Annotated in this window: 10 protein-coding genes and 1 tRNA gene; 5 read left to right on the top strand and 6 right to left on the bottom strand. The window is 53.6% G+C overall.

Features of this window, described 5'->3' with window-relative positions:
• The first annotated feature begins 17 nt into the window (after nucleotides 1-17).
• Both QEH53_RS19720 and QEH53_RS19725 read left to right on the top strand, forming a co-directional pair.
• The gene (locus tag QEH53_RS19720) at nucleotides 18-1,466 is read left to right on the top strand and encodes a sialate O-acetylesterase (protein WP_309024942.1); all 1,449 of its coding nucleotides are present in this window, start codon (nucleotides 18-20) and stop codon (nucleotides 1,464-1,466) included.
• Between the two features lie 69 nt (nucleotides 1,467-1,535).
• A complete protein-coding gene (locus QEH53_RS19725) occupies nucleotides 1,536-4,826 on the top strand; it encodes a TonB-dependent receptor plug domain-containing protein (RefSeq protein WP_309024943.1) in 3,291 nt (1,096 codons plus the stop codon).
• Nucleotides 4,827-5,076: 250 nt separating this feature from the next.
• Here QEH53_RS19725 and QEH53_RS19730 read toward each other — a convergent pair.
• From QEH53_RS19730 to QEH53_RS19740, 3 genes are all read right to left on the bottom strand, one after another.
• Nucleotides 5,077-5,153 (bottom strand) — tRNA-Pro (locus QEH53_RS19730).
• 68 nt (nucleotides 5,154-5,221) lie between these two features.
• Entirely contained in the window at nucleotides 5,222-6,205 is a 984-nt protein-coding gene (folE2, locus tag QEH53_RS19735; RefSeq protein ID WP_309024944.1) for a GTP cyclohydrolase FolE2, read from the bottom strand.
• A 146-nt stretch (nucleotides 6,206-6,351) separates the two neighbouring features.
• Nucleotides 6,352-7,386: a LacI family DNA-binding transcriptional regulator gene (locus QEH53_RS19740; protein WP_309024945.1), complete on the bottom strand. Its 1,035-nt coding sequence runs from the start codon at nucleotides 7,384-7,386 to the stop codon at nucleotides 6,352-6,354.
• Nucleotides 7,387-7,903: 517 nt separating this feature from the next.
• On the opposite strand from QEH53_RS19740, the gene QEH53_RS19745 reads away from it, so the two are divergent.
• The gene (locus QEH53_RS19745; protein ID WP_309024946.1) at nucleotides 7,904-11,620 is read left to right on the top strand and encodes a TonB-dependent receptor plug domain-containing protein; all 3,717 of its coding nucleotides are present in this window, start codon (nucleotides 7,904-7,906) and stop codon (nucleotides 11,618-11,620) included.
• A 283-nt stretch (nucleotides 11,621-11,903) separates the two neighbouring features.
• Nucleotides 11,904-12,335, top strand: a complete 432-nt coding sequence (locus QEH53_RS19750) for a hypothetical protein (RefSeq protein ID WP_309024947.1) — start codon at nucleotides 11,904-11,906, stop codon at nucleotides 12,333-12,335.
• On the opposite strand, the gene QEH53_RS19755 is transcribed toward QEH53_RS19750, so the two are convergent.
• Nucleotides 12,332-15,859, bottom strand: a complete 3,528-nt coding sequence (locus QEH53_RS19755) for an FG-GAP-like repeat-containing protein (RefSeq protein ID WP_309024948.1) — start codon at nucleotides 15,857-15,859, stop codon at nucleotides 12,332-12,334. The two genes, QEH53_RS19750 and QEH53_RS19755, sit on opposite strands and share 4 nt — an antisense overlap.
• Nucleotides 15,860-16,033: 174 nt before the next feature.
• Between QEH53_RS19755 and QEH53_RS19760 the strand changes: the two genes are divergently transcribed.
• Nucleotides 16,034-18,523, top strand: coding sequence for a hypothetical protein (locus QEH53_RS19760; RefSeq protein WP_309024949.1), 2,490 nt, complete (start codon nucleotides 16,034-16,036; stop codon nucleotides 18,521-18,523).
• A gap of 168 nt (nucleotides 18,524-18,691) precedes the next feature.
• Here the strand turns inward: QEH53_RS19760 and QEH53_RS19765 are convergent, their stop codons facing one another.
• Together QEH53_RS19765 and galB are read right to left on the bottom strand one after the other, a co-directional pair.
• A complete protein-coding gene (locus tag QEH53_RS19765; RefSeq protein WP_309024950.1) occupies nucleotides 18,692-20,581 on the bottom strand; it encodes a prolyl oligopeptidase family serine peptidase in 1,890 nt (629 codons plus the stop codon).
• Between the two features lie 219 nt (nucleotides 20,582-20,800).
• The gene (gene galB, locus QEH53_RS19770; RefSeq protein WP_309024951.1) at nucleotides 20,801-23,536 is read right to left on the bottom strand and encodes a beta-galactosidase GalB; all 2,736 of its coding nucleotides are present in this window, start codon (nucleotides 23,534-23,536) and stop codon (nucleotides 20,801-20,803) included.
• Nucleotides 23,537-23,683 lie beyond the last annotated feature (147 nt).

The following is a 23,683-nucleotide window of genomic DNA, read 5'->3' on the forward strand; positions in this document are numbered from 1 at the left end:
TCACCTCTCAACCTGCCATGATCGCTGGAAACGCACAATACTACCGTTCGCTCTTGATCGCACTCGCGTCGCTTTTCCTCAGCGCGGGCGGCTATGCAGAACTGCGTCTCCCTTCGCTCGTGAGCGACGGGATGGTACTTCAGCAGGATAGCGCGGTGACGATCTGGGGATGGGCGCGAGAGGGTCAAGAGGTGCAGGTACAAGCCTCCTGGCACAAACCCACCAACTCCCATTCCGCAATCGCGAACCCAGACGGCCGCTGGTCTGCCGAGCTCGAAACCCCAGGCGCCGGTGGTCCCTACGACATACAGGTCCGCACTACCGACGATTCATTGTCCGTATCCAATATCCTGATCGGCGAAGTTTGGCTTTGTTCGGGCCAATCCAACATGGCGATGCCTGTTCTTGGCTTCAAAGACCAACCCGTCGAAGGAAGCCAAGAGGCTTTGCTCGCTAGCCGTGACGACCGCTTAAGGCTCTTTTCAGCGAGAGTTCAGCTCGCCGAGAAACCAGTCGAGGACGTCGAGGGCCAATGGATCCCCGCTAAGCTCGAAAGCGTCGCCCGATTCAGCGCTGTCGGCTACTTCTTTGGCAATCGCCTCCGCGAGACGCTCGATGTACCCGTCGGCATGATACTTGCCGCTCGATCCAGCTCCGCGATCGAGTCGTGGTTGCCGAGCGATGCAATTCTCGAATTCTCGCCTAATGACTTGATCGAAGAGGATCCAGAGATTCCGCACCGAGCCCACTCCTCGCTCTACAATGGCATGATCGCTCCGGTTAGCCCATACAAGATTCGCGGCGCGCTCTGGTACCAAGGCGAAGGAAACCGGCACGATCCACTGCCCTACGCCCGGCTCCTGCCACGGATGATCCAGTCCTGGCGCCATGCCTTCGGCGATTCGCAGCTCCCGTTCTACTTCGCTCAAATCGCTCCCAACGTCGAGCGATACAACGAGCTCACCCGTAAACAGACGCGGGCCGCCTACTTACGCGAGACACAGTTTCAGACTTCGAAAAACGTCCCCCATACAGGCATGGTTGTCACCCTCGACCTCGGCTCGCCACACACCGTGCATCCGCCCCAGAAATGGGAAGTGGCCAACCGATTCGCCTACTTCGCCCTCAACCGGCAATACGGATTCGCCCCCCTCGGGGCAACTGGCCCCGTCTTCCAAAACGCGACTTTCGAGGACTCCATCGCTATCCTGAGCTTCACCGGCATGACGCACGGCTTTCAGAACTACGAAGTCCCGCTCGAGCACTTTGCGCTCGCCGGGCCAGACCGCATTTTTCATCCCGCCAAAGCAGTCGCCAAACGCGACGGCACCGTGCACGTATCCAGCAAGCTGGTACAGGAACCGGTAGCTGTTCGCTACGCCTGGAAGAATTGGACCGAGGCGAGCCTCTTCGACTCGGCCGGCCTCCCCGCTTCCTCGTTCAGGACCGACGACTGGTCCTGGTAATTTTTGTCACAAATATTCAAACCGCCCCCCGCGTGACGCTAGGGGCTCAAACTAAACGATAACACCCTTATGAAGAAACTGCCCCTTATACTACTTGGAGCGCCCTTGTTCACGACGCTTCCCTCCTACTCCCAGTCAACCGACCAGGATGATGAAGAGACGTTCGAGCTATCGCCCTTCGTCGTATCCTCAAACGAAGATTCTGGATACATGGCAACGAGCACCCTAGCCGGCTCGCGCCTGCGTTCCTCTTTACAAGACGTGAGCGCATCCATCTCGGTTGTCACTGAAGAGTTTATGGACGACACCGGATCCACCGACGCCAAGAGCCTGCTAGTCTATACTGTTGGAACAGAAGTAGGCGGATCGGGCGGCAACTACTCCGCTACCGGTGCCTCCAGCGGATTTGCAGACGAGCGGACCAGCCGTGCCAGCGCCACAGGCCGCAACCGTGTGCGGGGACTCGCGTCCGCGGACCTGACACGAAACTACTTCGCCACCGACATCCCTTTCGACGCGTACAATACAAGCCGGGTCGAGATCAATCGCGGAGCGAACTCTATTCTATTCGGATTGGGAAGCCCTGCGGGCATCATCAACAACTCGACCGAAACCGCGCTCTTCGATGACAGCACTACCGTTGAAGCGAAAGTTGGCTCTTACGGCTCTGTTCGTGGCGTTATCGACATTAATCGCGTGGTGCTCGAAGACCAATTGGCCATCCGCATCATCGGTCTGGAGGATCGCAAGAAATTCCAGCAAAAGCCGGCGTTCGAAAACGATTCCCGCCTTTTCCTAGCTCTCGACAGCAAGCCATTTGCTGGTACGGATGGAATGCTCTCCAGTTTGTCATTACGCGGCAACTACGAGAAGGGCGAGATCGAAGCCAACCGCCCTCGCATAACGCCTCCATCGGACAACATCACCCCGTGGTTCGATCCGTGGGACCCTTCGTCCGAACCCAAATTCACCTTCGATCCGGGCAACACCCCCTACGGCAATCGCAATACCTCCGAGGCGGAACCGATGGGAGGAGCTCTGCGCAACCCAGTCGTAATCTATCCAGACGAAAACTCGCCGACGCCGCTCGATCCCGCAGCCACCGCCAGCCAAAACATCATCGGCCGCCAATTCGTTCTCTCGAATTGGACCTTCCCGAGCGGACCAACAACTACAGCAGTTCACACTGGCATTACTCGAATGAGCAACGCCTTGCGTGAAGCAGGTGAACAAGATTGGAGCTTCTATCAGCAGCCAAGCTTAACCGATACAAGTATCTTCGACTTTCGGAACAACCTCATCGACGGGCCGAACAAATATGAAGATTCGGAGTTCGAAGCGTGGAACCTGACCCTCGAACAACTCTTCCTCGACAACAAAGCCGGTATCGAACTCGCCTTTGATCAGCAGGAAATGAGCAACGCAAACGGTTCGCTTCTTGGCGACGAACGTAACGCCACGCTCGCGATCGATAACGCGCTGACCATGATCGACGGCACGCCAAATGCCAATTTCGGACGCCCCTACATCGTCAACGTACCCAAGATGTACTACGACGAAGCGCAGCGTAGCGCATGGCGAGCGACCGCATTCTACGACTTGGACCTCCGCGACACGGAGAGTGATTTTCTAGGTCGTCTGCTCGGTCGCCACGTCCTAACTGGCGTTCTCAGCGAGCAAACTCGCGAAGCCCAGTCCCGCTACGGAGCCACCACATATGCGGGTTCCGAGTTCACCCACGGAGCCAGCACGAGCATCAGCAACGGCCAAGGCCCACGTTTCGGAGCGATCCATTATCTGGGCGACAGCTTGGCCGGTCTCGATTCTCCGTCGGGAGCGAACATCCCTCGCCTTTATACCGAGCGTAGCCTTTCGGCCTTCAACCTAACCGGCAATGACGCGGTCTTCTTCCTCAAGGAGCAAGGCTCAGGCGCCGAAGCAGAGGTCATCCCGCTGAACGTGTTTAACAACGACCGCAACCTGACCATCGCTCCGGAGGACGCCGATTTCGGTCGCTCCGAAGTCGAATCGCTCGCGCTCGTTAGCCAAAGCTACTTCTGGAACGATCTCCTGGTAGCGACTCTCGGCTGGAGAGAAGACGAATTAACCACTTACGACGCAGGCCCCGCACCTCTGCACCCCCAAGGCTCGCGCATCGTAGATCCCGAGGTATACACCTTGCCGGAGAACCCAACGTTCTCGGACAAGAATGACACCTTCTCGTGGGGAGCGGCCTTCCACGTCCCCGACAGCTTGACGGAGAAGATCAGCTGGATCGATCGAATCAGCTTCTACTACAACGACTCCTCTAACTTCCAGCCTACCACCTCGCGCTTCAATGTGTACGGCGATCGCATCTCCTCCCCTCAGGGCGAGAATGTGGACAAGAGCATCGGACTCACGCTCTTCGACAATAAGCTGCATATCCGGGCGACTTGGTACGAGACCAACCAGGTAAACGTAAGCCAAGGCACCATCTCCAACCAGATCCGCGAAATCGTTAACCGCCAGTACGTGCGTTTGATCGAGACCACTCGATTCGGCCTCAATCCAGATCCAGACGGCGATGGCATCCCCTTCGAGTCTGGCTATGTCGCTCCGCCACAGTTCCTCTTGGACACCTTCAACGTGGCTCGCCTCTCTGACGGATCCGCGACCTTCAGCGATCCAGGAAACGTCGTCGGCGTAACCGAGTCACAGTCCTCCGGATTCGAACTGGAAACCGTCTACAATCCGATTGAGCGACTGAGCCTCGTACTCAACGTCGCCAAGCAGGAAGCCATACGCGACAACAGCGGCGCAGCCCTGCGCAAGTTCTACTTCGAAGATCCAGTCGGAACAAACGGCGAAAGCCTCTACGACAACTGGACTGGCCCTGTCGGACAAGGCCTAGTGATAACTCAAGGCGGCGTCACCCTTGCCCAACAAGCAGAGACGATCGCCAACGAGATTCGCTCGGTCGTAGCCCAAGACGGAGCTATCCGTCAGGAGGTTCGTGAGTGGCGCGTCAACGCCGTCGCCAACTACCGTCTCGACGACAGCTGGAATATCGGCGGAGCCTACCGCTGGCAGTCGGAGCCAGCGATCGGCTACCCAATCATCGACGGTCCTGCCGGCGACCGCATCATCGACGTTTCGAATCCCTTCTTTGGGCCGAACGAATCAAATCTCGACGTTTGGGTCGGCTATCAGCGCCCCATCATGAACGACTCGGTTGATTGGAGGCTGCAGTTCAACATCCGAAATCTACTAGACGACGATGACCTGATCCCAACCGTCGCCCAGCCCGACGGAACGAGAGCGATCTACCGCATACCAGAAGAACGCCGCCTGGAGTTGTCCTCCAGCTTCACCTTCTAGCTTCATCTATATCGGATTCGAACTTCGAAAAGCTCGATCTGCCACAAGCCAATTCTACCGCCATCAGTCTGTACACTGATGGCGGTTTTGCGTTGCGAGGACCACACGCCCCTCCCAGCACCCTGGCCTTTTGGCAGAAGACCGCTTCAAAATATAGATACCCCCCTACCCATCCTCGAGCTCGAGAGCTGCAGCGACCCACAAAAAAGCCTCTTTCGTAACGATTTACGAAAGAGGCTTTCTTTTCAAATGGTCGGGCTAGCGGGATTCGAACCCACGACCTCTTGTCCCCCAGACAAGCGCGCTACCAGGCTGCGCCATAGCCCGAATTTGAAAGAGCGGCCAATGTGAACAGCCGCTCCGCGAAGTTCAATGAAAAGTTACGCGAATTTTGACTAGCAAATCAAGGAGTCGAAATCCGAGAAATCCGCTCGAAACCCGCCATGTACTCCTTTGCAGATCACCGAAACGGCATCATGCGAGTGCAGCGACTCGAGGTGCGAGCAAGCAACCTGGAAATCAGCGATCCGATCATCGCTGGCCAGCTGCTCGTAAACGAGGCGGGCCGCGTCTTCCACAAACTTGATGTAGGCGCCGTTGAGCTCGGCAAAGGCCTGTTCGTCCTCGCGCTTGACCATGACCTGCGTCTCGGTCTTAAGGGCGGTGGCAAGGTGCTTTTGCAGGTCTTCGATATCGAGACGAGCCCCTTCCGCCAACTTCACAAATACGCGCGCCTTGCTGCGCTGGGAATGCGGGATCGAGTATGCTTCTCGCAAGTCGCGGGCGTGCTCCGCGAGCTCCGCTGAGCAAGGACAGGCAGACGAGTAAACGAAGTCGAAATGGATCAGCCGCTCAAAAGTTCCATTTTTGGACAACCGCCCTTCGAAAGCGCACTTGTAATACTGGTACCCTTCCAGACCGCTGCGCAGACTTTGCTGCACGATCGGATAATTGAAGCGGATGATAATGCGGGCGTCGTAAGACACCACCTTGTCGCGAAACAGGTCCAGCACTGTCTTGACCGTATCAATGGTGAAAACCTCGTCCTTCAATTCATAAAAGGAACGCATGATGCGGGACATATTGATCCCTTTCAGGTTAGCCTCGAGAGAGACAGACCCGGTAATGCTGGCTTCGAGAGTCAGCAGCTTGCCGTCCGCCCCGCGAAAGGTAAGCGGCAGCTTGAAGTTTGATACTCCGACCTGCTGGATCGGAACGGCCGCGCCTTGCTCCGATTCGACTGCGTCCATGATGTCCGGCATTGACTCCCGATAGGCTTCGGAAGGCTTGAAGTCGGCATCGTACGACCGCTTGACCGGTGCCGCTTCCGCGGGATCGGTTTTGTGCAGGTACATCTTTGGTTTGTTCTTAATCGACATCGGAATGGTGGCTCGCAGCCAGCTTCAATGGATCTCCCACTTGGCAAGCTACAAAAAATCGAGCCGCCAGTAGAGGTTTCGCGAGAAAAAATGCAAGAAAACAAGCTGAACGCAACGTCACGCCTCACGGCTGCGCTCATTCCCAGCTAGTTCCACTTCCCGGACAGAAGCGTCGTACCTTCTATCCACTCGCTTTCTACCAGCTCGATACGAGGGTTATCGGGAATCCCAAAGTTTTGGTTCATTATTCGGGAGGCTAAGAGCTCGACCGCCCACTCGCCCATAAGCCTTTGGTTCTGCTGCATGCCTGAGAGCTCGGTGCCTTCCAAAAGCTGTGTCACAGCGGCGATACCCACATCTCTAGGCACGCTTATCCCGTTGCTTTGTAGAATCTTCTGCAGTTTTTCCACTTCCCTGCGATGGTGAACGCAGACAATTACATCTGGTCGATTGCTGCGAAACCACTCCAAAGTTCGCTCGGCACTCACCTCCGAAGTTCGCAAAATTGGCATCAGCAAAGGATTACCCAACACATGCTCGCACCAGCCGAGATAAGCGCTGGGGTAGACATGGGCCGTTCTCCCCTCCTCGTACTCGTTGAGCAGCAACCCCGGACGTCTATACCCTATCCTATGCAGCTTGTCCAAGGTGCGGTAAAGATCGTTGAAAAAGTGACTCGTGACCCGATGCAGCGGCGTGGAGATACTCAAACCCACGGTCACCACAGCGTAGTGATCCAACTCATTGGGGAATTCCTCCTCTACGTTGGGACTTCCGAAGCAGAGAAGCCCCTGGATACCGCGGGCATCTAGCACCGAGCGAAAGCGAGCGGGGGTCATCCCCGGAGCTTTCAAACCGAGCGATTCGAGCCGATACCCCAAAGCCTCGCCGCGGGCCTGCATCGCTTCGTAAATATAAGAAAGGTGCTTGGAACGCTCCCACGGCCTTAGCGTGTCGTAGAAGGAGACCACCCCGAAACAAGCCACATTGGGCCCCGTGCTGTTGAGGCGCAGGTGGCTCATCAATTCGTTGAGCTTGGCATTGGGCCGATATCCCAAGCGAGTAGCTTCCTTCAAAACCTTGTCCCGAGTCTCTTCCGATATCTTGGGACTGCTGCGCAGCGCGAGCGATACAGTGGATGGAGAGAGTTCCAGCGTCTTAGCAATTTTCCTTACACTCATCGGTTCAAAATCAAAAGTTCGACTAGGAATAACACGCCCAAACCAATTCGACGAGTCAACGTCTAACTCACCAACTCTTCCCAGTTCCAGCACCCGTGTCATCTTTTTGGGGTAGTATTGATAAATTCGCCTCATTCCTATATCTTTGGTCATACCTCCTGTATCTCTACCTACATACCCCCCTGTTTCAACGTCTAATAAACCTCCATTTGATTCTGTTAAAAATTCCTGATTACTGAGGTTTTATTAGTTTTTTAGCCTTCCACCAAAAAACGATTTAGAAACTCTCCCCCTGCCTCTTCTTGCCTCATACTAGCAAGGCCGAAAAACCAAAAGCCTAAGTAGATACCACTATACCCCTTATATGTGCGGCTCTGACCTTATCGGGAACGTGCTAGGTACCGCATATCCCAATCCAGCATCCCTCCTTAGATGCATCCCTTTCATCGACGCTAGACACTCCGTCAGCCGTCACGAAAAACAAACGAACCCATACCCAAAAAACCAAGCTACAACTATGTATCGTATAGCTACAGACATCAAAGCACTTGATAGACGGCGATCCCTGCGGATCGCTTTTGCTCTCGGGCTCCTCGGATGTGCGCCGTTCGCATTCTCCCAAAGTGAATCAGAGGAGGATGAAGGCGACGTCTTCGAGCTAAGTCCCTTCGAAGTCACAAGTGAGGGAAACGAGGGATACCGAGCGAGCAGCACCCTAGCTGGCACTCGTATCCGCACAGACTTGAAGGACGTTGGCTCCGCCATCTCTGTCTACACCGACCAGTTCCTAAAGGACATCGGAGCGACAGACGGAGGTACACTCCTTCAGTACACCACTAACGCCGAAGTTTCCGGCACGCAAGGCACCTACCTAGGACTTAATGCTTCTGGGTCCATCGACGACTCTGGCACGCTTCGAAACCCAGTTAGCAACTCCCGTATCCGTGGCCTCTCCGGAGCCGACAATACGCGCGACTACTTCGGCACGGACATTCCATGGGACTCCTACGCCGTCGATCGCGTCGACATCCAGCGCGGCGCGAACTCCATGCTCTTCGGACTAGGTTCGCCAGCAGGTATCGTTAACGCGACCTTCTCCGATGCAGCATTCCAGGATGACGGGAAAGTAGACCTTCGCTTTGGCTCCTACGGGAACCTCCGTACCAGCATAAACCTGAACCGAGTGCTACTCGAAGACCAACTGGCAATTCGCGTTGCCGCGCTTCGCGATGCTAAAAAGTACAAACAAGATCCCGCGTTCGAAGATGACACCCGTCTGTACACAGCCGTCCGCTGGGAGCCTAACTTCGGCGGCGACGGCATGAAGACGACTATACGCGCGAAGTACGAAAACGGCGACCTTGATGCCAATCGTCCTCGCAACACCCCACCGCTCGATAGTATCACCGCATGGTACCGGCCTCTCGGGTATGATGAGGATACCAATCCACTGGGAGGTCTAGGTAAGTGGACCTCTGCAAATGTCTATGACACACAGGCCGACTTCGTAGGCACCCGCGACCACGCGTGGGTCCAAGCATTCGGTGGGCAACAGTCGCCATTCTTCACCTTCGATGGAGCGACTGGTCAACTGTACGATGCCAAGATGGGTCCCGTTAACCTTGGAGCGATCCAGTCTGACGGTTCAGTCGGCGGCACTGCGGAAAGCCTTGCCGGAAGACGCTACGCGGAACCGTTTTTCGGAATCACCTCTCTGAATTCAGCAGCGGACACCGGAGGCTGGAATTTTGAAGAGTACGGTCTCTACCGAGGACAGTCTCTCATGGACCCTACGGTCTTCGACTTCAACAACAAGTTGATCGATGGCCCCAACAAGTCCGAATGGGGAAGCTGGGATGCCTTAAATCTCGATTTATCGCAGACCTTCCTGAACAATCGCATTGGGGTCAACCTCACCTATGACAAGCAAGACTACAACCGTGGAGGCAATGGCCTTCTCGGTTACGGCACAGCGATCAGTGTTGATCTTACAGAAACCTTCCAAGACGGTACTGCGAACCCTAATCTTGGCAGGCCTTTCATCACATCTAACGGCGGAAGCGGTTCCAACTTCGACAGCTCGCGCGAAAATAAGCGCGCATCGGCTTTTGCCGAGCTTCGCGCAAGCGATGTCTTCGAAAGCGACAGTTTCATGACGAAGCTGCTTGGAAAGCATCTCTTCAATCTTGTAGGGACGGAAGAAGACTACACCTACGAGAATATGAGCTGGAGAAACAAGGCTGCCACCCAAGCTTGGCAGGGATTCTGGAATAAAAACGATGGTTCAAGAACCCAGTTTGCTGACCGTGCTCCTACCTCGATTATCTATCTCGACGATTCTGTCGCAAACCTCAGCTCCGCCTCTGGAGCGAATATCGACAGGCTACGATCGGTCATCGACTGGAGAGGCGAAATCCCGATCCAGACTTTCGAGACGATCTGGAACCCTCCGGCCGGCGTATCATGGGACGACCCATGGGTCGGTCCTATGGGTGACGTAGCGATGAGCGACACACCTCCAGATGAGGAGATCGGCTGGCAACAACGTTCCAATCCTGCTAATTACGTTGGTTGGACGCGTTCGCGCAACATTGGTATCCGCAGCTATGACAATGGAGCCGATCCTGGCCTAATCACTGGCGCCAACATGACCCAGCGGGAAATCAGCTCCGTCGCAGCGACGTGGCAGGGCCACCTGTGGAATGAATCGCTTGTCGGGACCTTCGGCTGGAGAAAAGACGAGGTGAAGTCTCGCTCTGATGCGGCAGTTAGCGGCAACGGCACCGGTACCTACGATCTGTCGCCAGATTCGTACTTCCTCCCCGAATACGATCCTGCAGCGACTTTCGAGGATCAAACGACCTCGTGGGGTGCGGTATTGCACCTCAACAAGATCCTCGAGAACGATCCTCTACCGATCAACGTGAGCCTCTCTTACAATGAGTCCAGCAACTTCCGAGTTGGTGAGGTGCGACGTGACATCTACGCTAACCCAATCGCTAATCCATCGGGAGATACCAGAGACGTTGGCATCACTCTGGGCACCAAGGACGGTAAGTACTCGTTCAGAGCTATCAAATACGAGTCCAATGCCAACAACGCCACCGCCCCCCTCGGAAACAAGGGAGACATCGGTGGCATTATCCGCAGAGGTCTCACTTGGAGAAACGTGTTCCTCTACAAGATGTCGGCATATGACTACAATGTTCGTGAAGTCAGTCAGGCAAACGCAGGTCGTGCTTGGCTGTCTTCTGTCTACGGTCCTCAAGACGATCCGGCCGACAATCGCCAATGGGTTGTAGAGACTGGGTCACCCGAGGAAATGGCACTCGAAGACGAGATGATCGAGACCTGGAACCAGATCCAGCGTGACTTGGATGCCTCTGGCTTCCTAGACGCGTGGCAGTTAACCAACCTCGTCCCGCTCGACAAGCTCACGAATCGTTCGACCTACGCCGCCTCTTTGGACGATAGCAATCCTCCAAACGCTGCTGCTCAGTACACACCAGATCCATCGCAAGTCAGAGACTACGCAGCAGTTGCTCCACCAAACCTCGAGGTCACTGCCGACGTAGTTTCCGAAGGTTACGAGTTCGAGTTCACTGCAAATCCAATCGAAAATCTCCGACTTTCCTTCAATGCCTCCAAGTCCGAGGTGGTGAACTCAAACGTTGGTGGTGATACACTGAATGAGTTTATCGAATACCTCGACCCTCTTTTGAGAGGAACCATCGCGGGTGAGATGCCTATGTGGGGTGGTTATAATCCAGTCATCAACGCTGGAGGCTGGAATAGCTTCATGTCGCAGTACACGCTCATGAAGTTGCAGGAAGGCACTGCAGTTCCCGAACTGCGTAAGTGGCGCTACAACATCGTAGGTAACTACAACTTCACCGATGGTAAATTCAAGGGTCTCGGCATAGGTGGATCTTACCGTTGGCAGGATAAGGTAGCGATCGGCTATCCTTTGATTCCTCTCACTGATACGGAATACACCTACGACCTGGAGGATCCGATATACGGCCCAAGCGAAGACTTCATCGATCTATGGGCAAGCTACTCCAGGCCGCTCAACGACAGGATCGACTGGAAGGTTCAGCTAAACATCCGCAACGCCTTTGCAGATGAAAAGTTGATCCCCATAGCAGTCCAGCCAGACGAGGATCACACGATTGCGGGAGCTCGCATTGCTCCAACGCAGGAGTGGTACCTCACGAATACATTCTCGTTCTAGCGAGAAAACAATACGCTTTAAATCCAAGCTCCCTGCCGCAAGGCGGGGAGCTTTTTTTGTCAACAAAACACCCCTCTCCTACAAAAAACTAAACTCGCTAAAAGTTCGCTGGTGTCATTCAATCAATAGCATGAAATCGTCTCGACACTTTTATACACTATTTGAATACATCCGCTCAGATTTCTGACCTCTACCATATAAGAACAGCTGGCATCCCTTTCGAACAAAAGGATTAGCAGTCTAGCAGAACTTAGCTCCGTCAGCCCATTCCGTTTCCAAAACAATGAAACAAAAATCGTCCTTATATCTATCCGCCCTAATAATATATTTCGCGTTCTTAACCGGCTGTTCAACTGCTGGCCTCGGTGAAGGCAAAGAAGTGACTGGAGCGATACTGGACGTAACCAAAGGAAGCTCGACTGCGGACCTAGTCGCCGCGTTGGGCGAGCCTATCAGCATAGAGCCCTACGAACCCGACCCAAATGTAGAGATTTGGACCTACGACTTCACGAAATCCAGAGTCGATATGGTCGGCGTCGATACCCAAGAAATACCGTACGTCGACCCCATCACCGGTATCGAAAGAACCATTACCGAAGCAGTCTATCGTCCACAAACCACCACTGAAAAACGTTTAGTTAGGGTATTTGTGGCGAAGGACACAGTCATCGGCTGGAAAGAGGAGACCGATGTGGATCGCGACTTAGTCCGCTAAAGCGCACCTTCCTCGCTCACGAAAATATAGCCACCAGCGGGTGGCACCTCTAACCTAGCAGAAACGCCATTCGGCCAACGAATTCTAAGTTCTGCATCGTGAGAAGCTTCGTCCGGGATAGTCAGAAACACTGTCGCGGATGATTGGCTGGCGTATCCACCACCTGCACTCACTTCCCAAACCTGCACGATCCGACTTTCGGAAACGAGCTCGATCCGACTGCCGACCCCGTTTGGATTGCCCTCCTTTCCACGCAGCTGGAGCGCTACAGCTCGCGTTCCATCCGATCGATTCAAGAACGCCAAGCTCTCTTGGTTGTTCCGACTAGCCAACAAATCCGGACGAGCATCCCCATCGAAATCAGCCACCACTAAGGCCTTGACGTTCCCAGGCACAGAAAATCCACTTTTCAGTAAAGACAGAGGTTCGAAATCTCCACATCCATCTCCCAGCAAAATATAGCCCAGACCGCCGTCGAAACGACCCAGAGTAGGATTTGCAGAGTAGTCATTGCCGACAAGCGCCAAATCCTGCGATCCATCACCGTTGAAGTCCGCCACAGCGATTCCCTGCGCCGGAAAAGCCTGAGCCAAACGAGGCAATGGAATGAAAGAAAATCCTCCAGCTTTTTGACTCATTAATACACCACTTCGTAGCTCATTTGCACTGTAGAGCTGGGCTTTCTCAATTTCGTTCGCTCCGAAGATCTCTTCTACAGTAGAGGCAGCATAGACATCGTTGGATGGGAAACTCTTTAGAACTTGGGGTATCTTCGCCGCAATCTCAGTTCGTCCAAAGACGGGCAAAATTTCGCCTTCTACATTATACGACAGGATAAGTTGAGGATTTCCGCTCCCTGCAAAATCGCCTGAATACAAGTGCATGGGGAATTCCCGACTCGCCGAAAAGATAGTATTCAATCCTTGATTACCTAGGACATAATCCAGTCTTCCATCTTTGTTGAAGTCACCTGAAGCAACAGAAGTCCACAAGCCAAGACCTGCAGAATCAAATCCCCACTTATCGGATACATTCTCAAATATTTCGCCTTCGATATTTCTAAACGCAAGCACGCCGCCCCATTCCAAAGTCAGGATAAGATCGATCCAGCCATCGTTGTCCACATCGCTTGCTAACGCCGACGTGACTAAACCGATCTCCGCGAGATCTGGATTCATGTCATCAATTATATTCTCGAACCTGTTTCCTTTTCGAGACAGCAATGCACTGATGGCAGGTTCCGGATAAAAACCCGGATACAATCGTCCCCCCAAGAAGACATCCAAGGTACCGTTCCTATCAAAATCAGCCGCGACTGCCGCTCCTACACTGATCGGCACCTCGGGCAACATCCCCTTTGCAGCGCGCGAAAAAAATCCCTTTCCATCGTTGATCCAAAGTGTTGGCTGATATTCCGGCTCTTCACCCATAAGCGCTGCGCCTCCCGCCGTCAGGAGCAAGTCGTTGAGGCCATCCCCATTCGCATCGAAAATAAGCGGAGCCCCACCATTTATAGGAGGAGGCATGGAAAGCTCACCCGTATTCAAATCTTCATATACTTCCTCCTTGGCGACAAGCACCTTGGCACCATCCTTTGCCGTAGCCGCAAATACGATTTCGTCCCTCCCGTTACCGTTCAAGTCACCAACAGCTAATCCAGGCCCTCTACGGTTGAAACCGCGATACAGGAGCGGCTGCGTCACGGTTCCCTCCAAAACTTCCTCAGTTTTTTTCACTTCCAATCCTAGACGATTACCAACCTGCTCAAATAAGGGGTTAGCAACCAGCGCATCGACCTCTTCGCCAGCGATCACTCCGCTCACTTCCTCGATCGTATATCGATATCCTGCCTTCAGATTTCTTACGCTTTGAACGCCTCCACTCGGCCAGAATATTCTCAACTCCTCGACCTCGGCTTCCGCTCCCAATCCAAAGTGGGCGACCGGTTCACTCGTGGAAAGATAACCACGTGCCAATACCAGCTGACGCGCCTGAGTGCCCTTTGCTGTAGTCGCTTCGATCCTAGCTCCTATACCATAGCGATTTGAATCAACTCCTCGCAGGGCAATCACAATGTTATTCCCCTGCTCGTTGTCATTTCGCAACACGGTCGCTCCCTCTTTATAATTAGAAAAGACCAAGTCTAAGTCTCCATCACCATCCAAGTCGCCAAATGCCGACCCAAAGCTCACCCCAAACTTATCGAGCCCCCATTTTTCTCCAACTTCTTCAAAAACCAGATCGCCTCGATTGACGTATGCCAAATTCGTTTGGGAGAGAACTGGGCTCATCTTGGTAATTTGGATACGTTGCATAACATTCGTCGCTTTCAGCTTCTTGACTATAAAATCGAGATTGTTGTGCTCTCGGTCCATCCCATTGGTAACGAATAAATCAAGACGCCCGTCACTATCGAGGTCTTCAAAGCGAGTGGACCATGTCCAATTCGTTCCTTCCAAACCCGCGAGGTGAGCTACCTCCATACTACGTTCGGTTCGCGTATTCAGATACAGTGCATTGCTGTGCACTTGTATTGCGGTATTCAGTTTAAGATTTTCGCTGTCTGGTAACATGCCTCGCGTATCGACTAAGCCTCGCTGGGAAAACTCATGAGTAACACCCGCCATATCCGTCACGAAAAAATCGACATCTCCGTCGTTATCAATGTCTCCCAAGTCTGCCCCCATTGAGGAGAATGGCGTATGTGGCAATGCTTCGTCGATCGCGTTGTAAAAGGTGCCGTCGCCATTGTTTCGATACAATATATCTGCCGGAGCAAAGTCGTTCGCAACATACAAATCCGGCCAGCCATCGTGGTTCTGATCCCACCAAGTCGCGGAGTGGCCTTGCGTTCGCCGCTTCAAAATTCCCGCGGCATTTGTCACGTCTTCGAAGGTTCCGTCACCCCGGTTGCGAAACAAATAATCTCGTTGCCCTTCAATATTCGCTACCGAATCCAAAATATTAGTCTGTATGTAAACGTCCAGCCAACCATCGCGATCGAAATCGGCAAAGCAACCCATCCCCGAAGAATCGACCACAGCGAGACCACGCCGCTCTGCTTCTTCTCTAAAACTACCGTCTCCAAGATTCATATACAACAGGTTAGGCGCGTCGAAGCGGCAGATGTACAAATCGAGTAGTCCGTCATTATCGACATCCACAAACGATACCCCCTGCTTCCAAATCCCGCTGTTATCCTCGAGACCAGCAGCTACCGTGACATCTTCGAATTTCCACCCCCCGAGATTTCGAAACAATCGCCCGGATTCCACTTTGCTCACCACGAAAAGATCTGGCTTTCCATCGTTGTCGTAATCGCCAATAGCGACTCCGGTTCCAATTGCTCCAACGTTATATTCGCTATGAAGGCTACCCCACATTCGCGGGTCGTCGTAACGGTTACTGGTTACGATTCCAGTGAGCTCTGGACTCAGTTCCGTGAACATCGTTTCATCGCCTTGGACAGACCGTTCGGAGAATGGTACAATCGAAGGTTCATTCGCTTGCAAGGAACTTGCCATCAACACTATAGGTAGTAACGCTTTCATGCTCGCATTGGTTGTGAGAGGCTGGGTAGTCTTCAAACCTTCATTCATAATCCTCGTTGACTGAACCGAGGTAAACCAGTCGAGTCAAGGGCTAGGAAACGTCCAAAGATCGCCAAGCTCCGACACCAAAAACACTCCCTTTCAACGATGTCCGCTACCTCCTCCGACACGCCAAGCTCACTCAAAAAATTCCTCCCCCACGCATGGTGGATTGCCCTTGTCATTGCGTTTGCCATTCACTGGACAGCCACAGAACGACGCATCGATCGAGTCCTTGAGATAAGCAGCACCCCGACCTGGTCAGCCGACCGACCAGAGATAGACCCGCAGAGCCCCACCGGATTCGAACACGGACAGCGTTCTCTGATTATCCCGGGACACCACAATGCTAGTTATTTCTGGATAATAGAGGCCCAAGAAGCTGCCCACACGGGCAATCTTCGTATTCGCGAGGTCACATACGACGCGATGCCCGACGGACGCACAATCGACCGCACCTCTCCTTACCGGCTTTGGCTTATATCTGTCGGTTGGTTACACTCCTTGGCCAACGGGGAATCCCTAGGGTATTCTATAGAGCGAGGCACTCTCTGGGCCGACCCTGCACTACTCGCATTGATGCTCGTCTTTGGCTCAGTCTATTCTGCGCGCTATTTCGGAAGCTTAGCTTCCGTTGGGTACAGCCTCGCCTGCGTATCCATTTTTCCACTCGCCGCCAATTTTCAACCGGGCGCCCCTGATCCACACTCCCTTTCCTGGGTGCTCGCCCTAGCTGGAATTCTTCCTCTCCTCGCAGCCTTGCAAGAAAACAAGCGGATTGGCAGACCCAATTTACACTTCGTTTGCGCGGGCGCCATCTCAGGCTTGGGCGTCTGGACCGACGCAAGCAGCGGCATGCCGGTCCTGCTCTCCCTCTTTCTTGGCGGGCTGGCGAGCGAGTTCCTACGTTCCCGAGAGCATGCAACTTTTTCTCCTCGGGCCAACGGCTGGAGAGTTTGGGGCTCTTCTGCTGCAGCAGTGATCCTGATGGGAGGTTTATTCGAAAAACTACCCGAGTACCTCTCTCTGTCACTTAACTCCGTAAATCCAATACAGGCACTCATCGCCCTCGGATTTGGAGAATTCTTACGCAACTTTTCTTTACTGCTGAAGCATGGGAGAAGCGGGCTCGGCAAGGTCAGCCTCACATTACTGGGTATGTCATCCTTGGCTCTGCTCATTTGGCCGATTGTTGGAGCAATCAGCGAATCCGGCTCTCTCCTCGCGGCGGATTTCTACGCCCGGGAGCTGGCTAATCACCCCAACGGCACCATAGCCTCGAGCCTAGGCACATGGATCAACGAGAAAGGACAAGGAGCTGCTAAGTTCACCACACTGCTTCCTGCAGCTCTAGTATTTGTTGCCGGACTACGAATGGTACAAAACAGAAGCAATACCGCCAGATCGACCCAGATCGCGCTCGCTTTGGTTGCTGTCCTGCTAGCACTAATCCTCGGCTACTTTGAGCTTCGCTGGTGGAATCTCTTCAATGCGTTTTCTCTTGCTCTCGTGGTCAGCTTGCTCGCGGACGCGAAAACTTGGAAACAAAGCAAACTGCTACCGCGATTCGCGATCCTCCTTCTACTCGTGCCAGGGCTGCTGCTCGGCTACCCGGAAACGGCAAATGGAAGTGCAGCAGAAAACCTCTCGCAGTCTGACAAACAAGCTCTTGTAGGCCGCGACTATTCCTACTGGCTAAACGAAAGACGCGGAGAAGACACCCCCGTCGTGCTGTCCACGCACATATTTTCTAACTTACTCGCTTACTATGGAGGGTTTGGGACTATCCTCTCTAGCGACGATGGATACGAAGAAGGGTACCGATCAGCAGTACGTATCCTCAGCACTAATACGATCCAAGAGGCAACCATCCTTCTCAACGACAAAGGTATCACCCACATAGTTCTGCCGCTGTGGGATCCTATACTCGATCGAATGGTTCAAGTTGGAACGGGGGTTGACCCCGGCGAAATACTGCCACCCTCGGCCTTCGCAGTGTCATTACGCGAGTGGGACTTCCCACTCTGGCTCCAACCACTCGCCTACTCGACCCCCAAAACCGGCGATTTCGCGAGCTTCGAGATTCGCAGCTTTGCGCTTGGACCGGAGCAGGAAGAGGAACTCAGACTCAGCCGCTTAGCCGACCTTTTTGTCGAAGGCGGCGAGAGTTGGAGCTATCGAGCAATGCGCGAAGGCCTCAAAGCCTATCCCCGCAGTCCGGCCGCCCTCGGAGCCATTGCCAACATCGAACTCGCTTCACAAAACAGGGTTGCACTCGAAGAGACACTTGAAACGTTAATCCCCTATCTCTCCCGCCGCTCAGCTCGAAACTTGCCTACCGATCGCCGGGTTAGTCTAGCGATACTGCTCGCTCGAACCAAACGCATCGAGCTAGCCAAGGAACAGCTCTCGAAATCCATGGAAAATTTGGATACAGATACACTTCGCTTTCTCACTCCAAACACAGTCGCCAGCTTAGTTCTCCTTTCACGTTCCTTAGATGTTCAGTTCCCCAACGACGAGACTATTAAGTTGGCTAACGAATTGCTGCCACCCGATATTCGAGAACAACTAGCGTCAGTAATTGCTCCAAAATAGAGATCCCGAATTTGATATCTCAAAGGGGGCTGGTGATAACCCATAAAACTCGACGCTTGAACCATTCGTACATCGCGTCTCAATCGTCGGAGTACCAACCCATGCAGAACACTGATGCAACTAGACCGGCGCCTCCAGTCGCCATTCGCCCGGAACTCGAATGAAAAACTACTTGAATGCAGCTTTTAGAACGCTCTGTGCTCGATCAAAAGCTTCAAAACGTTTTACTCCATCAAGTCCGGCACCGTACCAGTCGCCAAAATATGGTTTCACCGTCGTTCCAGCCTTCTTCAGGGTCTTGATGAATCGCGTCGCTTGAGCGGTATTTTCGCCGGGAGACCATTTTCCGTAGCAGACGAATGCAAACTTTGGATACGTTTCGATGTCGCTCACAGTTTGAAAGGAAAGTACATCTTCTCGAGGCATCCCACTCCAACTCGAGGCAAATGGTAAATCCACTCCAGCTCTCGCATCATTCCCCGTTTTCTCGTCCAGAGCGGCCTCCATATCATAAACACCGTTTATGCACAGAACCGCTCGGTACCTGTTCGGCGAAAGCTTGCCAGCGTAGGAGGCTGCCCATGCTCCAGCGCCTTCGCCTCCGATCGCTACCTTTTCGGGATCTGCAACTCCAGCTGCCACGAAAGCCTCAACCACATCCTCGATGTCACGAAACATCTTTGACACTCCATCCTTGGTGTTCTTGTCCGCTGCTAAAGGCCCAAGCAGCCCTTCACTTCCGCGATAGTTTATTCGTATTACGATAGAACCGGAAGCAGCGAAGTAATTTGCTTCGGGCGACCATTCCAACCTATCCAAACCTCCCCATACTTGCGGTCTGATCCAAACCAGAACAGGTGCCTTCCCATCCGAAAATGCCGAGGGGGTCGTCACTACGACCGAGAGTATGTCCCCCTCTCTATTCGGAATATTGAAGAGCTTGTTCGTGCCCACCTCATCAGGTGAGATCTTGCCGCCACCGTTTGCGACTACATACACAGACTTAAGCGAGTGCTGAACCAAACAGACTTGGCGCGGCAACATTGGAAAAGTACGTTCCACCAAAACCCTATCTCCGCTTAAGCTCAAATCCAGGATACGGTTCACGGACCCCACCAGGATCTCGTCGACCTGTTGCTGGTTCTTCTGGTACTTGGGGCTCAACCAGAAGCTCTGCGTCTGAAATCCCTGGAGGTGAAAGCCAGCGATGTTCCCCGTCGTGGCATCGAAGGCTACATCTCCGTAGTCTCCAAACGAATACAAAGAATTCGAAGTTAACGTTTTGGTAAGCTTGTCCGCGTCGATATCGTACACCACAAGGGAAGACCCGTCCCCGCCAAAATCGCCGGCTGCAACCACCTGACTGCTCGTACCATGAACTCCGAATACGCGCACCCAAGGCTGCAGCCCAGTCAGCTTGAGCTCTTCTCCACCGTCACCAATGCGGAACCAAGCTTCTGTCTCTCCTTCGCCCCCAGTTTTTTTGACTAAGCGAAGCTTCCCCTCAGCATCAAAAAAAGCTTCCAGCGTCTTGGATTTGACTTCGTAAATCGTTTCCGCGGACGACTCCCCCTTCTCTGCATCGTAAGCTACCAGACGCGACCACTCGGGTTCGCCGTCTTCGGAAGTCTCTTTGACGATAAAACGAGTAGTGCCGCGAATCGTCGTTAACAGAGATCGCTTCCCCTCTTTCTTCCATCGCTCCGGGTATTTGTCTCCCAAACTAAAAACGTAAAGACCGTTGCCGGAATCGAGATTCGAGGTAAGAATCAGCTTTTGACTGTTTAGCCACCGCATGCCGGTGACATCCGTGTGGCCACCTTTGCCGTTGCTCAAATGAGTCAGATCGAGCTTGAAGTTATCGGTTTCAGCGATCTTTACGATCACGTCGCCGCCCACCGGACGTTCAACCATCGCCACATGCCCTCCATCTGGGGAGAGCTGGACGAAGTCGAAAACGTCAGGCAATAGAAACTTGGAGTCGTCGTTCGCAGCGTGCAGAGCGACTCCAAGCGCGAGGGATATTTGGAAAACGAGTATACTTCTGACGGGGATCATGGGGTAGAAGAAACGAGGTTTGGGGCGAGACATCGGGTCTCGAAACGCCATGGCAAAGAATCATTACCGCCATGATCGTTGTCGTATCCCGACGTCGGTTGCGTGATGAATCGATAAATCGATTCAAGGACCCAGAAAAACGAGAGCCCGCATATTCGGCAAAACTAATCGTTCTAAATTTTGCGCTTCGGAAGCAAGATCCTCCAGCGCCCCTGAAGTCTAGTTCGCAGCCCTGATCGCGATGGTGGCGGGTTCCAAACCAGCGCCCGACACCCGAAGCTTGAGTGTGCCTTTCGCGTTCGGATCAGCACGGACAATAGCTAAGCAAAGCCCATTGAAGGCGGACCGTTCCAGCGACTTGAAAGATACAAGGCTAGTCGGGTCGCCATTGTCCGTTGCCACAATCTCGCCGGGACCTTCAAGCTCGAATTCTAAAGGCGTGTTCGCATTACGCACAAAGCGGCCTTCGCCATCGAGGATGCGTACCGTAACAAATGACAGGTCCTCTCCATCCGCCAATATTTTGGTTCGATCTGCTTCGAGCTCCAAAGAGCTGGGACTGCCAGTGGTTGCGACCTGACCCTCTGCCCATTTCTTGCCATCCTTGTAAGCGACGACCTCAAGTTCGCCCGGCTCGTACACTACATCGTTCCAACGAAGTCTGTATTCAAATTCTCCTTTCGCTTTCCGACCGAGCGATTCTCCATTAACGAAAAGCTCTGCTTCGTCTCCAGAAGTGAATACATGAACAGGAGTGACCTCTCCCTCTCGTCCTTCCCAATTCCAATGCGGCAAAATATGAGCCATCGGATAATCCGGGCGCCAGTGAGACTGGTAGAGAAAGAAACGATCCTTCTTGAAGCCAGCTAGATCGATGACTCCGAAGTAAGAACTGCGGGCAGAGTAGTAAGGCGTCGGTTCACCCAAATAGTCCCAACCACTCCAAACAAATCCGCCCGCCACGTAAGGATGCCGCTCGAGAGACGCCAGGACTTTATCTGCCGAAGATCCAAACGGAGCCGTGTAGAGTTCATAGGAACTGACCTGCGCTGTGATTGGATCGCCTCCCGATCCATCTGCCACCGGAGCGCTGATACCTTCAGCAACTGGAAAGAGGTACTCGCCGCGTGAGCTTACCGCGGCGGCGTTCTCACTGCTTACTATCATTTTCCTCCGATACTTTTCATGAAAATCTGGATACAGCGGCGGAGTATTGATCCCTTTCAGGTGAGCGTACGCCGGAGCGTTTCGGATACCTTCACCTTGATAATTTAAGCTGATAGAATCCATCACAGCCGTGATCGGCATGTGAGGCTTGGCATAGTTGAAGGAAGCAGCGGTCGGCCGCGTTGGATCCTCCTCCTTTACGATATCATGCAGGCGCTGAGCCACCGCGGCTCCCGCTTCATCGGTGTACTGCTCGCCGACCTCGTTTCCGATGCTCCACATGATCACCGAGGGATTGTTGCGATCACGGCGGATGAAGGATCGCAGATCCGGCTCGCTCCACTCGGAGAAAATCAGATGAAAATCGAGAGGAGTCTTTTTGCGTTCCCAGCAATCGAAAATCTCGTCGACCACCAAAAAGCCCATGCGGTCGGTCAATTCCAGCAACTCCATGGCGGGCGGGTTGTGGGCGATGCGAATCGCATTGCATCCCATCTCTCGCAAGATCTCAAGCTGGCGTTCCGCGGCCCGCTTATTGAAAGCCGCTCCCAACGCACCCAAGTCGTGATGCTGGTTCGCCCCTTGCAGGTAGATGCGTTCGCCGTTTACGAACACACCCTCGTCCCCATCTATGCGAAGGTCCCGAATGCCAAAAGTCGTCTCATAGCGGTCGGTCTGGCCTCCGGCTGTTTCAACCGTGGTGACCGCAACATGCAAATTGGGAGTCTGCGTCGGATAAGGACCCCACAGCTTCGGATTCGTTATAGTAAGGAAGTTGGAAAACACCCGGCTCGATCCCTGTTCCACGATCCCTGTCTGCTCTCGAAACGAGCCCACCTTCTTCCTTCGATTCCCCGAAGCGTCCAAACGAAATACCTCGGTTGATACGAGTGCCTTTGCAGCGTCTTCACCATCGTTGTCTATCGTCACCTTGAGGCTAAGAGTTGCCGACGATTTAGATACGTCGTACGTGTTCATTTGCGTACCCCATTGTCCGACGTGAACTTGAGGGGTTTTGGTCAACCATACATTGCGGTAGAGTCCGCCTCCGGGATACCAGCGTGAAGAGTATGGCGGATTGTCTACACGAATGGCCAATTGGTTAGATTCTCCGAAGTTCAAATACGGCGTCAAATCAACCCGCCAAGACGCGTAACCGTAAGGCCACCCACCCACCAGATGACCGTTGCACCACACCATCGCATAGGACATCGCCCCATCGACATCCAAAAAGATTGAGCGTCCCTCGTCCGAAACAGGAATGTCCAACGATCTCCGATACCAAGCGACTCCCGGGCTCGGCAGGCGTCCCATTCCACCGCCAACCGGAGTATCTGGGCCTTCCATAAATGGCCCTTGGATCGCCCAATCGTGAGGCAAGCGAACCTGCTCCCAAGCGCTGTCGTCAAAGTCATGTTGCACGTACGGAAAGTCGCTCCCCGGGGTTCCTTCCGGACGCTGGTGGCGTTTCTCAGGGTCCTTGATAAAGTCGTTAGCGGTCGGCAGTATCCACCCCTTGAGGACAGGTTCCTTTACCTCCACTTCGACTGCTTCGGTTGGTTTCGCGTCCGCTGCTTTACCATCTTCTCCATCCGTCACCTCGGGGCGCACGTCGTAAATGAGGCGATCCGCGACATCGGCAGATTCATACTTCATGAATCGCCATTCTTCGTTGAGGGAAATACGCACCCGCCCCTCGACGGCGTGAATTTGCGCCACATGGACCCATGCTATTACCAAGATCGCCCTCCTGAGGGCAGGTGAGAAACGACGAAAGTAACTAAACATATCGGGAAAACGGATCGAAAATTGATTGGGGGCGGATTCGTAAACAGCAGGGCTGAATCACAAGAATTACAAAAGCAGCAAGCGCCTCTGCTGTCGAGGTTAGCACAAAGGGAACAAAGCTATGAGGTCCTTGCGCCGGTCTATTCA

Source organism: Pelagicoccus sp. SDUM812002, from assembly GCF_031127835.1.
Classification (GTDB): Bacteria; Verrucomicrobiota; Verrucomicrobiia; order Opitutales; family Opitutaceae; genus Pelagicoccus.

What these genes read in the sequence shown, in the direction of transcription:
- QEH53_RS19755 (WP_309024948.1), bottom strand. Translation starts at nt 15,859, where the DNA reads ATGGCAAGTTCCTTGCAAGCGAATGAACCTTCGATTGTACCATTCTCC.
- folE2 (WP_309024944.1), bottom strand. Translation starts at nt 6,205, where the DNA reads ATGTCGATTAAGAACAAACCAAAGATGTACCTGCACAAAACCGATCCC.
- QEH53_RS19765 (WP_309024950.1), bottom strand. Translation starts at nt 20,581, where the DNA reads ATGATCCCCGTCAGAAGTATACTCGTTTTCCAAATATCCCTCGCGCTT.
- QEH53_RS19745 (WP_309024946.1), top strand. Translation starts at nt 7,904, where the DNA reads ATGTATCGTATAGCTACAGACATCAAAGCACTTGATAGACGGCGATCC.
- QEH53_RS19760 (WP_309024949.1), top strand. Translation starts at nt 16,034, where the DNA reads ATGTCCGCTACCTCCTCCGACACGCCAAGCTCACTCAAAAAATTCCTC.
- QEH53_RS19720 (WP_309024942.1), top strand. Translation starts at nt 18, where the DNA reads ATGATCGCTGGAAACGCACAATACTACCGTTCGCTCTTGATCGCACTC.
- QEH53_RS19725 (WP_309024943.1), top strand. Translation starts at nt 1,536, where the DNA reads ATGAAGAAACTGCCCCTTATACTACTTGGAGCGCCCTTGTTCACGACG.
- QEH53_RS19740 (WP_309024945.1), bottom strand. Translation starts at nt 7,386, where the DNA reads ATGAGTGTAAGGAAAATTGCTAAGACGCTGGAACTCTCTCCATCCACT.
- QEH53_RS19750 (WP_309024947.1), top strand. Translation starts at nt 11,904, where the DNA reads ATGAAACAAAAATCGTCCTTATATCTATCCGCCCTAATAATATATTTC.
- galB (WP_309024951.1), bottom strand. Translation starts at nt 23,536, where the DNA reads ATGTTTAGTTACTTTCGTCGTTTCTCACCTGCCCTCAGGAGGGCGATC.